Annotated in this window: 14 protein-coding genes; 8 read left to right on the top strand and 6 right to left on the bottom strand. The window is 67.1% G+C overall.

Features of this window, described 5'->3' with window-relative positions:
• The 3 genes from QOD90_RS12050 to gatB form a co-directional block, all read left to right on the top strand.
• Window positions 1–812, top strand: an 812-nt coding sequence (locus QOD90_RS12050; RefSeq protein ID WP_526349915.1) for an amidase family protein, incomplete at its 5' end; no start/stop codon positions are given.
• Between the two features lie 17 nt (window positions 813–829).
• Window positions 830–1,861 carry a 6-phosphofructokinase gene (locus tag QOD90_RS12045; RefSeq protein WP_526349913.1) on the top strand — a complete coding sequence of 344 codons (1,032 nt, stop codon included), beginning with the start codon at window positions 830–832 and terminating at the stop codon, window positions 1,859–1,861.
• A gap of 110 nt (window positions 1,862–1,971) precedes the next feature.
• Complete coding sequence (gene gatB, locus QOD90_RS12040; protein WP_526349911.1) at window positions 1,972–3,474, top strand: Asp-tRNA(Asn)/Glu-tRNA(Gln) amidotransferase subunit GatB; 1,503 nt, start codon at window positions 1,972–1,974, stop codon at window positions 3,472–3,474.
• Here the strand turns inward: gatB and QOD90_RS12035 are convergent.
• A complete protein-coding gene (locus QOD90_RS12035) occupies window positions 3,471–4,097 on the bottom strand; it encodes a TetR/AcrR family transcriptional regulator (RefSeq protein ID WP_526349909.1) in 627 nt (208 codons plus the stop codon). The two genes, gatB and QOD90_RS12035, sit on opposite strands and share 4 nt — an antisense overlap.
• Before the next feature lie 85 nt (window positions 4,098–4,182).
• Here QOD90_RS12035 and QOD90_RS12030 point away from each other — a divergent pair, with 85 nt between their 5' ends.
• Entirely contained in the window at window positions 4,183–5,109 is a 927-nt protein-coding gene (locus QOD90_RS12030) for an oxygenase MpaB family protein (protein ID WP_526349907.1), read from the top strand.
• Window positions 5,110–5,121: 12 nt separating this feature from the next.
• Here the strand turns inward: QOD90_RS12030 and QOD90_RS12025 are convergent, their stop codons facing one another.
• Window positions 5,122–6,243, bottom strand: coding sequence for a PQQ-dependent sugar dehydrogenase (locus QOD90_RS12025; protein ID WP_526349905.1), 1,122 nt, complete (start codon window positions 6,241–6,243; stop codon window positions 5,122–5,124).
• Window positions 6,244–6,381: 138 nt separating this feature from the next.
• Here QOD90_RS12025 and QOD90_RS12020 point away from each other — a divergent pair, with 138 nt between their 5' ends.
• On the top strand, window positions 6,382–7,212 hold the full coding sequence (locus tag QOD90_RS12020; RefSeq protein ID WP_526349903.1) for a DoxX family protein: 831 nt from the start codon (window positions 6,382–6,384) through the stop codon (window positions 7,210–7,212).
• A gap of 17 nt (window positions 7,213–7,229) precedes the next feature.
• On the opposite strand, the gene QOD90_RS12015 is transcribed toward QOD90_RS12020, so the two are convergent.
• Window positions 7,230–7,571, bottom strand: coding sequence for a PH domain-containing protein (locus tag QOD90_RS12015; RefSeq protein ID WP_526349917.1), 342 nt, complete (start codon window positions 7,569–7,571; stop codon window positions 7,230–7,232).
• A 330-nt stretch (window positions 7,572–7,901) separates the two neighbouring features.
• Between QOD90_RS12015 and QOD90_RS12010 the strand changes: the two genes are divergently transcribed.
• The 3 genes from QOD90_RS12010 to ilvC are packed head-to-tail and all read left to right on the top strand — an operon-like array spanning window position 7,902 to window position 11,317.
• Entirely contained in the window at window positions 7,902–9,761 is a 1,860-nt protein-coding gene (locus QOD90_RS12010; protein ID WP_526349901.1) for an acetolactate synthase large subunit, read from the top strand.
• Window positions 9,761–10,267, top strand: coding sequence for an acetolactate synthase small subunit (gene ilvN, locus QOD90_RS12005; protein WP_526349899.1), 507 nt, complete (start codon window positions 9,761–9,763; stop codon window positions 10,265–10,267). Before QOD90_RS12010 ends, ilvN begins: the two co-directional genes overlap by 1 nt.
• A 36-nt stretch (window positions 10,268–10,303) precedes the next feature.
• The gene (gene ilvC / locus QOD90_RS12000) at window positions 10,304–11,317 is read left to right on the top strand and encodes a ketol-acid reductoisomerase (RefSeq protein WP_526349897.1); all 1,014 of its coding nucleotides are present in this window, start codon (window positions 10,304–10,306) and stop codon (window positions 11,315–11,317) included.
• Window positions 11,318–11,381: 64 nt separating this feature from the next.
• Here the strand turns inward: ilvC and QOD90_RS11995 are convergent, their stop codons facing one another.
• Genes QOD90_RS11995 through QOD90_RS11985 form a run of 3 tightly spaced genes read right to left on the bottom strand, consistent with a single transcriptional unit; the run spans window position 11,382 to window position 14,855 of the window.
• The gene (locus QOD90_RS11995; protein ID WP_526349895.1) at window positions 11,382–12,047 is read right to left on the bottom strand and encodes an alpha/beta fold hydrolase; all 666 of its coding nucleotides are present in this window, start codon (window positions 12,045–12,047) and stop codon (window positions 11,382–11,384) included.
• Complete coding sequence (locus tag QOD90_RS11990; RefSeq protein WP_526349893.1) at window positions 12,044–13,474, bottom strand: phytoene desaturase family protein; 1,431 nt, start codon at window positions 13,472–13,474, stop codon at window positions 12,044–12,046. Before QOD90_RS11990 ends, QOD90_RS11995 begins: the two co-directional genes overlap by 4 nt.
• A 7-nt stretch (window positions 13,475–13,481) precedes the next feature.
• Window positions 13,482–14,855, bottom strand: a complete 1,374-nt coding sequence (locus QOD90_RS11985) for an FAD-dependent oxidoreductase (RefSeq protein ID WP_526349891.1) — start codon at window positions 14,853–14,855, stop codon at window positions 13,482–13,484.
• Window positions 14,856–14,957: the final 102 nt, after the last annotated feature.

Below are 14,957 nucleotides of genomic sequence, written 5' to 3'. Positions count from 1 at the left end.
CGGCTCTGCTGCATCAGGTCATCGCGGGACACGACCCGCGCGATTCGACTTCAGTCGATGCCGAGGTGCCCGACGTCGTGGCGGCCGCAAGGGCGGGGGCGGCCGGCGATCTCAAGGGCGTGCGCGTCGGCGTCGTCAAGCAGCTGCGCAGCGGTGAGGGCTACCAGCCGGGGGTGCTGGCGTCGTTCAATGCCGCAGCCGAGCAGCTCACCGCGCTGGGGGCCGAGGTCACCGAGGTCGACTGCCCGAACTTCGACTACTCGATGGCGGCGTACTACCTGATCCTGCCGTCGGAGGTGTCCAGCAACCTCGCCCGCTTCGATGCGATGCGGTACGGGCTGCGGGTCGGTGACGACGGCACGCACAGCGCAGAAGAGGTGATGGCGCTGACCAGGGCCGCGGGTTTCGGCCCAGAAGTCAAGCGTCGCATCATGATTGGCACCTATGCTCTGTCGGCGGGCTACTACGACGCGTACTACAACCAGGCTCAGAAGGTGCGAACGCTGATCGCTGGGGACCTCGAGCGGGCCTATCGGAGCGTGGACGTCCTGATCTCGCCTGCGACGCCCACGACCGCGTTCCCGCTGGGCGAGAAGGTCGACGACCCGCTCGCGATGTACCTCTTCGACCTGTGCACCCTGCCGCTGAACCTCGCAGGGCACTGTGGAATGTCGGTGCCGTCGGGGCTGTCGCAGGATGACGGATTACCCGTTGGCCTGCAGATCATGGCGCCGGCGCTGGCCGATGACAGGCTCTACCGCGTCGGCGCCGCCTATGAGGTAGCCCGCGGTCCGCTGCCGACCGCGATCTGACGGGGGAAGATAAGCGTATGCGGATTGGAGTTCTCACCGGAGGGGGCGACTGCCCCGGCTTGAATGCGGTCATCCGGGCTGTCGTACGGACCAGCGACGCGCGCTACAACTCGTCGGTCGTCGGTTTCCTGGACGGTTGGCGCGGTCTGCTGGAGGACCGCCGCGTCCAGCTCAAGAACGACGACCGCAACGACCGGCTGCTCGCCAAGGGCGGCACGATGCTCGGCACCGCGCGCGTCAACCCCGACAAGCTGCGGGAGGGTCTCGACCAGATCAAGCAGACGCTCGAGGACAACGGCATCGACGTACTGATTCCCATCGGCGGGGAGGGCACGCTGACGGCGGCCCACTGGCTGTCGGAGGAGAACGTACCGGTCGTCGGCGTGCCGAAGACCATCGACAACGACATCGACTGCACCGACGTCACCTTCGGATTCGATACGGCGCTGACCGTTGCCACCGAGGCCATCGACCGTTTGCACAGCACTGCGGAGTCGCACCAGCGGGTCATGCTGGTCGAGGTGATGGGCCGCCATGCCGGGTGGATCGCCCTGAGCGCAGGCATGGCGTCGGGTGCCCACATGACGTTGATCCCCGAGCAGCCCTTCGACGTCGAAGAGGTGTGCCGGCTGGTCAAGGCGCGCTTCCAGCGTGGTGATTCGCACTTCATCTGCGTGGTCGCCGAGGGCGCCAAACCGGCGGCTGGCTCGATGCAGCTGCGTGACGGCGGCATCGACGAATTCGGGCATCAAAAGTTCACCGGCGTCGCCCAGCAGTTGGCCGTCGAGATCGAGAAGCGGATGAAGAAGGAAGTACGCACGACGGTGCTCGGGCACGTCCAGCGCGGCGGCACACCCACCCCGTACGACCGGATCCTGGCCACCCGGTTCGGTGTCAACGCCGCCGACGCCGCGCACTCCGGCGAGTACGGGATGATGGTCTCGCTACGCGGGCAGGAGATCGGCCGGGTGCCGCTGGCGGAGGCCGTCAAGCAGTTGAAGCTGGTGCCGCAGAGCCGCTACGACGACGCCGCCGAGTTCTTCGGCTGAGGTTCCCCACGCGGTCTCACCCACCATCGAGTGTGCGGTGAGATCGCATAATCGCGTCCGCGGGCGATCTGGCAGCACTCTCGACGGAGTGGCTCACTAAGATCGAACCCATGACTGTCGACTCCGCCGAACTGCTTGACTACGACGAGGTCATGGCGCGCTACGAGCCCGTGATGGGTATGGAGGTCCACGTCGAACTGTCGACGGCGACCAAGATGTTCTGCGGGTGCGCCAACCAGTTCGGCGCCGAACCCAACACCCAGGTGTGTCCGGTCTGCCTCGGGCTTCCCGGCTCGCTGCCGGTGATCAACGCGTCCGCCGTCGAATCCGCGATCCGCATCGGGCTCGCGTTGAACTGCGACATCGCCCCTTGGGGTCGCTTCGCCAGGAAGAACTACTTCTATCCCGATCAGCCGAAGAACTACCAGATCAGCCAGTACGACGAGCCGATTGCTGTCAACGGTTACCTCGAGGCTCCGCTCGACGACGGCACGACGTGGCGAGTGGAGATCGAGCGCGCGCACATGGAGGAGGACACCGGCAAGCTGACCCACCTCGGCAGTGCCACGGGTCGGATCACCGGCGCCACCACGTCGCTGCTCGACTTCAACCGGGCCGGTGTGCCGCTCGTCGAGATCGTCACCAAACCGATCGAGGGCGCGGGTGCGCGGGCGCCCGAGATCGCCCGCTCCTACGTCACCGCACTGCGAGATCTGTTGCGCGGCTTGAACGTATCCGACGTACGGATGGATCAGGGCTCGATGCGCTGCGATGCGAACCTTTCGCTCAAGCCCATCGGCGCCACCGAGTTCGGCACCCGTACCGAGACGAAGAACGTCAACTCGCTCAAGAGTGTCGAGGTGGCCGTGCGCTACGAAATGCGCCGCCAGGCAGCGGTTCTGGAGGCCGGCGGGGAGATCATTCAGGAGACCAGGCACTTCCACGAGGACGGGTACACCAGCGCGGGACGTCGCAAGGAGACCGCGGAGGACTACCGGTACTTCCCGGAGCCCGATCTGGAACCCGTCGCGCCGAGTGCCGAGCTCATCGAGCGATTGCGGGCGACGATCCCCGAGCTACCGTGGTTGCAGCGCAATCGAATTCAGCAAGACTGGGGCATCTCCGACGAGGTGATGCGCGACCTCGTCAACAACGGCGTCATCGATCTGGTCACTGCCACGGTGGCCGCTGGTGCGTCGAGCGAAGCCGCCCGCGCGTGGTGGGGAAACTTCCTGGTGCAGAAGGCCAACGAAGTCGGGGTGCCGGCATCCGAGTTGGCCATCACGCCGGCGCAGGTCGCCGCGGTGGTGAAGTTGGTCGACGATGGCAAGTTGTCGAACAAGTTGGCACGCCAGGTGATCGAGGGCGTGTTGGCCGGTGAAGGGGAGCCCGAGCAGGTGATGGCCGATCGCGGGTTGGCCGTCGTCCGGGACGAATCGGTGATCCAGGCGGCCGTCGACGAGGCGCTGGCCGCCAACCCGGACATCGCCGAGAAGATCCGCGGCGGCAAGGTGCAGGCGGCCGGCGCGGTGGTGGGCGCCGTGATGAAGGCGACCAAGGGGCAGGCCGACGCCGCGCGGGTCAGGGAGCTCGTGCTCGCCGCCTGCAGCTAGTGCCGTTGGGCGACAGCAGCCATGACCGCGGCGGCATAGGACTCAAGCCGCTCGCGGGGGTACACGTCGGGGTCGTTGACCGCCAAGCGCCCGAGCATCTCGGCGAACGACAACATCGTGTGCCCCAGCAGCGTCGCGTCGAAGCCCTCCAACCGCGCCTCCAGCGCGATGCCTGCCTTGGCCAGCTCCTCGGCCTGCCCGAGGATCGACGATCGCGCTTGGCGCAGTGAGTCGCGATACTCGCGCGGCGCAGTGTCGGGCACCGTCAGGATCAGCCGCCAGCGGGTGGGGTCGTCCAGCACCGCCGCCAGGAACGCCGACACCGTGAGGGCGTAGGCGCCTGCTGGTCCCGGCGTCACCAGGTCGTCGGGCATCGCGGCCCGAACTTGGGCGAGGCCGCGGACGTGTTCGCGGTGCAACAGCGCCGACACTAGCTCGCTACGGGTGCGAAATGCCGTGTACAACACCGGCTTTCCGACGTTCGCGGCTCCAGCCACGGCTTCCATGCTCAGTTCGGGCAGCGGGCAGTCCGTCAGTACCGACATCGCGGCGTCGAGCAGCTGCTCGCGCCGTTCCTCGCGGGGCAGGCGGGGGGCGTACTTGCGTCGCTGTCGGGACGTCATCGCGACAATATTACGCTGCCGTTGTATTTATGTGCGGCAATTGCTACGGTGTCGTTGTATTGAAGCGAAAGCGGAGGTGAACGCCATGCTGGATACGACAGAGCCCATTCGGCGCGACGACTACGGATTCTTCGGACCCGGATCGCCCAGCTGGAAGGTATGGGCAGCGCCGACCGCGCTCATCGGCTTCCAGCGCTCCGTCGTGCTTGAGCACTTCGACCCCTTCCTGGCCGCGGCAGTCGCCGACTCCGCAGGCATCTACGCCGATCCGCGGGGTCGACTGGACCGCACCCTGGCGTACTTCCTCACGGTGGCCGTCGCCGACGGACGCACCGCCGTCGGGGTATCCGACGCGCTGATGCGGATCCACGCCAAGGCCACCGGCATCGAGCCGATCACCGGTGCGCGCTACAGCGCGAACAACCCCGACGCCCAGTTGTGGATCCACGTCACCGGCTGGCACTCGGTGCTCAAGTGCTACGAGCGATTCGGACCAGGTCCGTTGACGAAGGCCGAGGAGTCGCGCTACTGGGCGGAGTCGCGGATCGCCGCGGAGCTGCAGACCTGCAAGCCGTCGGACGTGCCGTCGTCCCGAGACGAGGTGCGCCAGTACTTCGCCGATGTGCGGGGCAAGCTGTGCACGTCCGAGCACGCCGACCGGGCCATGCACTATCTCTTGTGGACGCCTCGAGACCGGGGCATCCGACTGTGGGCCGGGAGCCGGCTGCTGGCACCTGCGGCCATCGCGACCCTGCCGAAGTGGATGCGCCACATGGGCGGATTCGACCAGCCCGCCGCCGTTGACGCCGCGGTGACGCAGATGGCAAGGGCGGCCGTCCGCGCCATGTCGGCCGGCGACTCGCGGTTGATGCTGGCCGCGGCTCGCGGGCTGGTGCCCAAGACCGCCGAGGTCCTCGCCAAGCACCTCGAAGCCGGGCCGCCCCGCGCCGCGTGCACGGTCACGCCGTCGGAGGTGCGAGAGCGCCTAGCGGCGCAGGCCGTTCACGCGTGAGCGACTGACGCGTCAGGTGTTCTCGGCGTTGGTGCGAGGGAATCCGCCGCCCTGCGGGAAGAGGGGGAACACGACGTCGTCGACCTTGTCGGCGTCACCGGAGGTCTTGTTGACCGTTCCGCCCCACACGTTGCCGTCGGGCGACAGCTGCAGGGCCCAGGCGTGTCCGTGCGTGTCCTGACGGATCACTTCGGGGTCGCCGGTGACCGCGCCGGTGTCGGGGGCCAACCGGACGGCGACGGTCTGCTTGGTCGTGACCATGTTCACCAGAACCGTGCCATCGGTGACCACACAGCCGGCGATGCCCGGCTTGTCCGGCCACGTCCACACGGTTGAGACGACGGAGTTCTTCGTGATGCGTTGCAGTCGGTCACCGGTAGGTGTCCGATCGGTGACGTATTGGGAACCGTCCGCAGCGTCGACGCACAGTCCGCCCGCCTCGCCGATTCCGCTGAGTGCCGTCGTCGGCGGCGCCTGGTTCACCGTCGTGGGTTGTTCGATGCGGATCAGCTTGCCCGCCAGCGAACCCGGATCGGCCGACTGGGCGGGGTTGCCCGCATCGCCGGTGAGGACTTCCAGCGTCGTGGGGCTGGTGAACATCAGCGCCCCCATGTTGCCCGTCGCGCCCTTCGGGATGCCCGTCAGGATCGGCTTGGGAACGTCGCCGTCGGCGATCCTCACGACGCGGTTGTCGGTGGGCGTGCTGACGTAGGCGTACATCAGCCGGTCCTGCCCGTACGTCGGTGACAGCACGATGTCCATCAAGCCGCCGTCACCCGACGGATCGACCGGAATCACCAGCTTGACCTTGGGCTCGGCGTTCGTGGCGATCTCCTTCACCGCGCCCGTGATCCGCTCGGCCACTAGGGCCGACTTGCTGTCCGGGCCCATGATGAGCCCGCTGGTGCTCTCCAGGCAGCCCTGCATGACCCCCTTCGCGTCGCAGGCCTTCGGGAAGGGCTGCGCGGGCAGCGGAGGTGGTGGCGGCGGCTCCTCGCTTGGAGGCGGAGCCATCTGAGGTTCGGTGGTGAACGGCTGCGATTGGTTGTCGTCGAAGCGGGCGCAGCCCGACCCGACCAGCAACGCCGCGCACAGCAGCACCAGCACACTCCGTGTCGGCCGGTGCAAACTCATGCCCGCCAGATTACGGATCGCTGGGCAGTGCGCGCCACGCCGGTAGGTGCGCCACGTGGTCACGGCTTGGCGAAGATCAGCGCGAAAGCACCGCGCCAATGCACGATTCGCAGGTAATTAGCACTTACGCTGGGAAACGTGACCAGTACTTCTCACGAACCGCGTGCGTGGCAGAGACCTGAAGACCTCGCCGCGCGCCCTGCGTCGGCGCGCCTGGTCGACCCGGAGGACGACCTTCCCACATCGACCTACGCTGGCGATTTCGAGACAACCGCCATCCCGCGCTACGACTCGGGCACACCTGGCCAGGAACACTCCGGGTACCGACTGCTCGGCGAACCGGAACCGTTGCCGTACGTCCAGCCGGCGGGCAGACACCAGGCGCCGTCCGCCGAGCCGACCGAGATCGAACCGGACGGCCTTGGCAGAACGGATGCGGAGAGCCGCAGAGGCACCCAGGACCTTGGCCTGATGGTGCTTCGCGTCGGATTCGGCGCCCTACTGATCGCGCATGGCCTGCAGAAGGCCTTCGGCCTGTGGGGTGGTCAGGGCCTCAACGGCTTCCAGCAGTCACTGGTGGATCTGGGCTATCAGCACGCGAACGTTCTGACCTACGTCGGCGTCGGTGGTCAGATCGCCGCGGGCGTGCTCCTGGTGCTCGGACTGTTCACCCCGCTGGCCGCCGCAGGCGCGGTCGCCTACCTGATCAACTCGCTGCTGGCCGCGGTCGTGGCACAGCCGGACAGCGGCTACTTCGCGTTCTTCCTGCCGAACGGGCACGAGTACCTCGTCATGCTGCTGGTGCTGGCCGCCGCGCTCACGCTCATGGGGCCAGGCAAGTACGGCTTCGACGCCGGTCGCGGATGGGCCAGGCGCCCATTCGTCGGGTCAGCCGCCGCGCTGGTGCTCGGTATCGCCGTCGGTATCGGCGTCTGGGTGCTGCTCAACGGCGCCAACCCGCTGGCCTGAGGCCGGCTCCCGGCCACCTAGGCGTAGGGGTTGGGTACGCGACCGTTGGTCGCAGCCGTCAGCTGCGGCAGCGTTGCGAAGGTCACCGCGGGCAGTCGCACGTCCGAGCCGTCCTTGAGATGAGCCGACGCCCAAGCACCTCCGTCGAAGCGCAATCCATCGACGTCTTCCCAGGCGACGCTGCGGCTACCGATCAGTGAGCGCGCCGTGACGGTCTTCCCATCGGCCGTCGTGCGGTAGCGCGCGATGGCCACTGACGCCACGATCGGGATGATCAACAGCGCCGTGAACCACGCCGGATTGGCGAGGACCAACGCAAGCAACCCGAGGGTGAAGAAGCCGACCGCCAAGTGGGCCATGGCCGAAATCCTGATGACGACGGGCGCAGGGGAGGGAGCCGGGGAAGCCGAGGCGGGTGGAGAGCTCACCCCGTCATCCTTGCACCGGGTGGCGACGAGGCGGAATTTGACCTTTGAGCAGTGCGGAGGCTACCGTCGCTGGTTATGAAGACCGTCGGCATTCTCGTAGTACTTGGTTCGCGCGTTGGTGCGTAACCCGACTGAGTAACCAGTCAGAGCCTACGAGCCGACGCGCAACCCTCGTGCAGCATCCGCTGACGGGGGTTTTTTGTTGCCCGAGAACATCGCCATTAGACCCCGCCCGACATCGACCAAGACGTAGAGGACATCGTGAGCGCACCGACCACGCGACCACCGGAACCGACCACGCGTGCCAACGGCACGCCCGCCGTCTCGAGCACGCCCGCAGTGCAGCCGAGAAAGGTTGCACCGCAACAGATGACGGGCGCCCAGGCCGTCATTCGCTCGCTCGAGGAACTCGACGTCGACATCATCTTCGGCATCCCCGGCGGTGCCGTGCTGCCGGTCTACGATCCGCTGTTCGACTCGCAGAAGCTCCGCCACGTCTTGGTCCGTCACGAGCAGGGTGCCGGTCACGCCGCGAGCGGATACGCGCACGCCACCGGCAAGGTCGGGGTGATGATGGCCACCTCGGGTCCGGGCGCCACCAACCTCGTCACCCCACTCGCCGATGCCCAGATGGACTCGATCCCCGTGGTCGCCATCACCGGGCAGGTCGGCCGCGCACTGATCGGCACCGACGCCTTCCAGGAAGCCGACATCTCCGGCATCACCATGCCAATCACCAAGCACAACTTCCTGGTCCGCAACGGTGACGACATCGCGCAGCTGATTGCCGAGGCGTTTCACATCGCCAGAAGTGGACGTCCCGGGGCGGTGCTGGTTGACATCCCCAAGGACGTGCTGCAGGCGCAGTGCACGTTCAGCTGGCCGCCGAAGATCGATCTGCCGGGCTACAAGCCGAACACCAAGCCGCACAGCAGGCAGGTGCGGGAGGCCGCCAAGCTCATCGCGGCCGCACGCAAGCCGGTGCTGTACGTCGGCGGTGGTGTCATCCGCGGCGAGGCGACCGACGAGTTGAAGGAGCTCGCCGAGCTGACGGGCATCCCCGTCGTCACCACGCTGATGGCCCGCGGCGCCTTCCCGGACAGCCACCAGCAGAACCTCGGAATGCCGGGCATGCACGGGACCGTGGCGGCGGTGGGAGCCCTGCAGAAGAGCGATCTGCTGATTGCGCTCGGCACCCGCTTCGACGACCGAGTGACCGGCAAGTTGGACTCCTTCGCGCCGGAGGCCAAGGTGATTCACGCCGACATCGACCCGGCGGAGATCGGCAAGAACCGCAATGCCGACGTGCCGATCGTGGGTGACGTGAAGAACGTGATCACCGACCTGCTCGTGGCGCTGCGTCGGGACGGCACCGACTCGACGACGCTCGACCTGGATGAGTGGTGGGGATACCTGCACGGCATTCAGGCGACGTTCCCGTTGAGCTACGGTCCGCAGAGTGATGGCAGCCTGAGCCCCGAGTTCGTCATCGAATCGCTCGGGAGGATCGCCGGCCCGGACGCGGTGTACGTGGCAGGCGTTGGGCAGCACCAGATGTGGGCTGCCCAGTTCATCAAGTACGAGAACCCGAAGACGTGGCTGAACTCCGGCGGTCTCGGCACGATGGGTTACGCCGTGCCCGCGGCGATGGGTGCGAAGTTCGCTCGTCCCGAGGCCGAGGTGTGGGCCATCGACGGCGACGGTTGCTTCCAGATGACCAACCAGGAGCTCGCCACCTGTGCCGTCGAGGGCGCGCCCATCAAGGTCGCCGTCATCAACAACGGCAATCTGGGCATGGTGCGGCAGTGGCAGACACTGTTCTACGAGGGCCGTTACTCGCAGACCGGACTGTCGACGCACGACCGCCGCATCCCCGACTTCGTCAAGCTGGCAGAAGCGCTCGGCTGCGTCGGATTGCGTTGCGAGCGAGCCGAAGACGTCGAAGACGTGATCAACCAGGCGCGGGCGATCAACGACCGACCGGTGGTGATCGACTTCATCGTCGGCGCCGACGCCCAGGTGTGGCCAATGGTGGCCGCAGGCATGAGCAACGATGAAATCCAGGCGGCCAGGGGAATTCGGCCGCTGTTCGACGACCAGGGCAACGAGGGACACGCCTAATGACCATCACGACCCATACCCTTTCGGTGCTCGTCGAGGACAAGCCGGGCGTGCTCGCGCGCGTCGCGTCGTTGTTCTCGCGGCGTGGCTTCAACATTCAGTCGCTGGCCGTCGGCGCCACCGAACAGAAGAACCTGTCCCGGATGACGATCGTCGTCTCGGTGGAGGACTTCCCGCTCGAACAGATCACCAAGCAGCTCAACAAGCTGATCAACGTGATCAAGATCGTCGAGCAGGACGAGGACAACTCGGTCTCTCGCGAACTGGCGCTGATCAAGGTCCGCGCCGATCCGGCGACCCGTGGTCAGATCATCGAAGCGGTGAATCTGTTCCGCGCCAAGGTCGTCGACGTGTCGGCCGAGTCGCTGGTGGTGGAGGCCACCGGAACGCCCGGCAAGCTGACCGCGTTGCTGGCGCTCCTCGAGCCCTACGGCATCCGAGAGATTGCACAGTCCGGCATGGTGACGCTGTCCCGCGGACCGCGCGGCATCGTCACCAGCAAATAGCACTCACAGATAGACACAGAGAGAAGGAATAGCACAGTGGCAGTTGAGATGTTCTACGACGACGACGCAGACCTGTCGATCATCCAGGGACTCAAGGTCGGCGTCATCGGATACGGCAGCCAGGGGCATGCGCATTCGCTGTCGCTGCGTGACTCGGGCGTTCAGGTCAAGGTCGGTCTCAAGGAGGGTTCCAAGTCCCGCGAGAAGGTCACCGAGCAGGGCCTCGAAGTGGACACCCCGGCCGAGGTCGCGAAGTGGGCCGACGTGATCATGTTGCTGGCGCCGGACACCGCGCAGGCCGAGATCTTCAAGAACGACATCGAGCCGAACCTCAAGGCGGGCAATGCGCTCTTCTTCGGACACGGCTTGAACATTCACTTCGACCTGATCGAGCCTGCCGAGAACATCACCGTCGGCATGGTCGCCCCGAAGGGGCCCGGTCACCTGGTGCGCCGTCAGTTCGTCGACGGCAAGGGCGTGCCGTGCCTGATCGCCATCGACCAGGACCCCACGGGCGAGGGCCAGGCGCTCGCGCTGTCCTACGCCAAGGGCATCGGCGGCGCCCGCGCTGGCGTCATCAAGACGACCTTCAAGGAAGAGACCGAGACCGACCTCTTCGGTGAGCAGGCCGTGTTGTGCGGCGGCACCGAGGAATTGGTGAAGGTCGGCTTCGAGGTCATGGTCGAGGCGGGCTACGCCCCCGAGATGGCCTACTTCGAGGTGCTGCACGAACTGAAGCTCATCGTCGACCTGATGTACGAGGGCGGGATCGCGCGGATGAACTACTCGGTGTCCGACACCGCGGAGTTCGGCGGCTACCTGTCCGGTCCCCGGGTCATCGACGCCGACACCAAGGAGCGCATGCGCGCCATCCTCAAGGACATCCAGGACGGCACGTTCGTCAAGGAGCTGGTCGCCAACGTCGAGGGCGGTAACAAGCGCCTTGAGAAGCTGCGCAAGGAGAACGCGGAGCATCCGATCGAGGTCACCGGCAAGAAGCTGCGCGACCTGATGAGCTGGGTCGACCGGCCGATCACCGAAACGGCTTAGTTCCCAACTCGTCCAGCGATTTCGGCGCGCTGATCCGCGGTCACCGCGGATAAGCGCGCCGAAATCACGTCTGGGCCAGGAGGCGCTCGGTCAGTTCGACGGGATGCGACAGCATGGCCATGTGTCCGCCAGGGATGACCTCGGGTTCGATGCCGAGACGATCGGCGACGACGCCGCGCATGAAGTCCGCGGGGAAGAACCTGTCGTCGCCGAAGATCACGAAGCGCGTAGCGATCCGCGGGAGCTCCGGTGCGGGCCACGGCGCCCGTCCCGGCATCCCCGATTGGCCGCGCTGCACCTCCTCGGCGACGACCGCCGGCGTCACGCCGTTGTAGTACAGCTCGATCTCGTCGTCGACGTCGTATCCGCCCGCCACGGCCGCTGCACGTTGAGCGGCAACGCAATCGGTGGCCGCCCACCAATCGTCGGGGCGTTCTCCCGGCCGAGGAATCATGGCCGAGACGTAGATCAGCGCCGCCGCACCGACGCGCGTGCATGCGAGCGCGCCGGTGAATCCGCCGTAGGAATGGGCTACCACGATCGGCGGCTCACCGTCGGGACGGCACTGCGCGACCACCGCCTCCGCGTAATCGTTCAGGTCGGCCGAATCGTCCTCGATGGGCAGGTCGACGGGAATGCCGAGGTGACCGCGCCGCGCCAGTTCGTCGACGACGAATCGCCAGCAGGACGGATCGCAGCCGCCGCCGGGGATCAGCAGGAACGTCGTCACGGGGCGAGGCTCGGCAGCTTCCTGATGCCGAACTCGCGGCGGAGCACCGTCCGGGCGGCGTAGTAGCCGGCCATCCCGTGCACGCCGCCACCCGGGGGCGCGGCCGACGAGCAGAGGTAGGCCTTCGGGATCGGCGTCGACCAGGGATTGAGGCGAAGCGTCGGACCGGTGATGGCGCTGAACATGGGGTTGCCGCCGACGCCGATGTCGCCGCCGACGAGGTTGGCGTTGTGGTCCGCCAGTCGTGCGGCGGGCACGCTGCGGGCCGCCACGACGACGTCGCGGAATCCGGGCGCGAAGCGCTCGAAGACCTTCGTCACGGCCTCGGCCATGTCGACGGTGGAACCCGCGGGCACGTGGGCGTAGGTCCACAGGGGCCGACGTCGCTGCGCGTCGATGCGGCCGGCGTCGGCGAGGTGGGGGAGCGCGGCGAGCACCATTGGCCAGTCGGCGAGGCGGCCCTTGGCGATCTCCTTCTCGGCGAGCGCCATCTGCGGTCGGGTGCCCCCGAGATGCAGCGTCGGCGCCAGCGCCAATCGTGGATCGCGCCAAGGGATCTCGCCGGACAGCACGAAGTCGACCTTCGCGACGCCGGGACCAAAGCGGTAGCGTTGCAACGCCTTTGCGTACCGCGGTGGGAGCGATTCGCCGTAGATCCGTAGCAGTGCGGTCGGTGCGGTGTCGTAGAGCACGACGCCCTCCGGCGGTCGGGTGACTTCCTCGCCGAGCACCAGTTCCCCGCCGTGCGCGAGAAGGTCGGCGATCAGCGCATCGGGAATGGCCTGCGAGCCGCCGACGGGGATCGGCCACCCCACGGCGTGGCCGAGCGTCGCGAGCATCAACCCTGCACCCGAGGACACCAGCGACGGCATCTGCGAAATCGTGTGCGCGGCAACACCACTGAACAGCGCCTCGGCATCGGCACCCTTGAGCATCCGCCACAGCGGGGTGCCCTGCTCGAGCAGCCGGGGGCCGACGCGTAGCGCCGCCGGGATCGACGGGGGGATCGAACGCTTGTCGCCGAGCATGAGCCCGACCACGCCGTCGCAGTCAGCGGTCAGCGGCCCGAGGAGACGCCGCCACGACGCGCCGTCGTCGAGCTCGTCGCACGTGCGGCCGAGATCGGTGTACCCGATCGCGGCGGGCCTGCCAAGCAGCGGATTGCCGTAGGCGATCTCGGGGACGGTCAACTCGACGCCGCGCGCCCTCAGGTCGAATTCGGCGAAGAAGGGCGAGGCCAGCGCGAGCGGGTGCACCGCGGAGCAGATGTCGTGACTCACGCCGGGAAACTCGGGGTCTGCCATCGTCCGCGCCCCGCCGCCCGCCGTCGACTGCGCCTCCACCACCCGCACGGACAAGCCCGCTCGGGCGCAGATGACTGCGGCGCTCAGGCCGTTGGGCCCACTACCGACCACGGTGACGTCCATCAAGTGATTACAGCCCATCGACGAGCGCGCGCTGCTCTCGGGTCGCGGCTACGACATCGGCTGGTCGGCGTCGACGTGCAATCACGGCGCGCCGCATTAGCGACGGGCGCAACAAGGACAACGGCGAATCGACGAGCCAGGCCACCCGCACGAATCGTTCGAAGGCGACGACGTCGCCTTCGGCGGCAGTCAGTATGCGGTCCGCATAGAGATTGAAGAACCGGGTGGCCAGCGGCGGTGTTCCTGCGATCTCGGGTAGTGCGAGATCGCCACCGACCGCCATCTGCCAGGCGAGCCGGGTGGGCTTCGCTGCCGCCCGAAAGAACCTTCGCGACAGATCGTCCCGGCCGCTGGACAGGCACGCGCGCAGCGCCAACGCATGCAGCGTGGCCACCGTCATCCCCTGTGCGTAGATCGGATTGAAGCTACAGAAGGCGTCGCCGACGACCAAGAGTCCTCCTGGCAGACGCGCCTTGTCGTAGCGGCGCCACCTGCTGGACGGGAATCGGTGAGACACGGTGTCGCCGACCGGCTCGGCGCGACGCATGGCGGACACGATGTGGGCAGGCAGGAGTTCGTCGGCGAACCGGCAAAGGCCGGAGAAGTCGGCGGGTGGTTCGACGCCGGCCATGCCGAATGCCGTGAACATCACGGTCTCTTGCTCCACTGCGGCGAGCGCAATTCCAGTCGGCCTTCCGGGCACCGGCGACACGATCAGGCCCCGCTCGTGCAACGCATCCGCAGGCATCTTCAGTCGTTGAGTGCGGTAGACGAGGTCGACGGTGACGCGCTCCTCGGTGGCGTGCGGGTATCCCAGCAGCCCGAGCATTGCCGGCATTCGCGAGCCGCGCCCCATCGCGTCGACGACCAGCGCGGCAGAGATCTCCGACTGCTTCCGGCCGTCGCGGTCGGCGACGCGCGCACCCGTGATCCGCTCGCCGCCGGGGCACGCGGTCAGCTCCACGACATCGTGATTCACCACGAGCGTGACGTTCGGGATCGCGAGTACGCGGCGCCGTATGTGGCTCTCCAGAAGCGGCCGAGTCACGTTGTAGTTCCGAATCCGCTGACTGGCACCGCTTCTCACCGCGATGTGACCACGCATGCAGAAGTAGATCCTTGACAGGTCCCGTCCGTCGATGACTTGGGCGCCGTCGGCGACGAGCTCGTCGAGTATCCCTGGGAGTAGTTCTTCGAGTGCGTGTGCGCCGCGCAACAACAGGCCGTGGGTCTGGCGGCCCTGGGGTACGCCGCGTCTGGCGACGGCAGCCTCCTGCAGGTCGTCGCGTTCGACGACGGTGACGGTGTCGTAGAAGTCGGACAGGGTCCGGGCTGCGAGCAGCCCGGCGATACTGCCGCCAAGTACCAGTGCGTGTGTCATGGGTGCCTCCTCGAATCGTTCGTCATTCGAGGATGTGCCGACGCTCGGTCACGATCATCGGTGCGTTTTCAGAGATTTCGCATGGCCGGTCCCCGCCTCTTG

Source organism: Mycobacterium sp., assembly GCF_032161845.1.
In the GTDB taxonomy this organism is placed as follows: Bacteria; Actinomycetota; Actinomycetes; order Mycobacteriales; family Mycobacteriaceae; genus Mycobacterium.
This window is presented reverse-complemented; position numbering and strand designations above follow the sequence as displayed.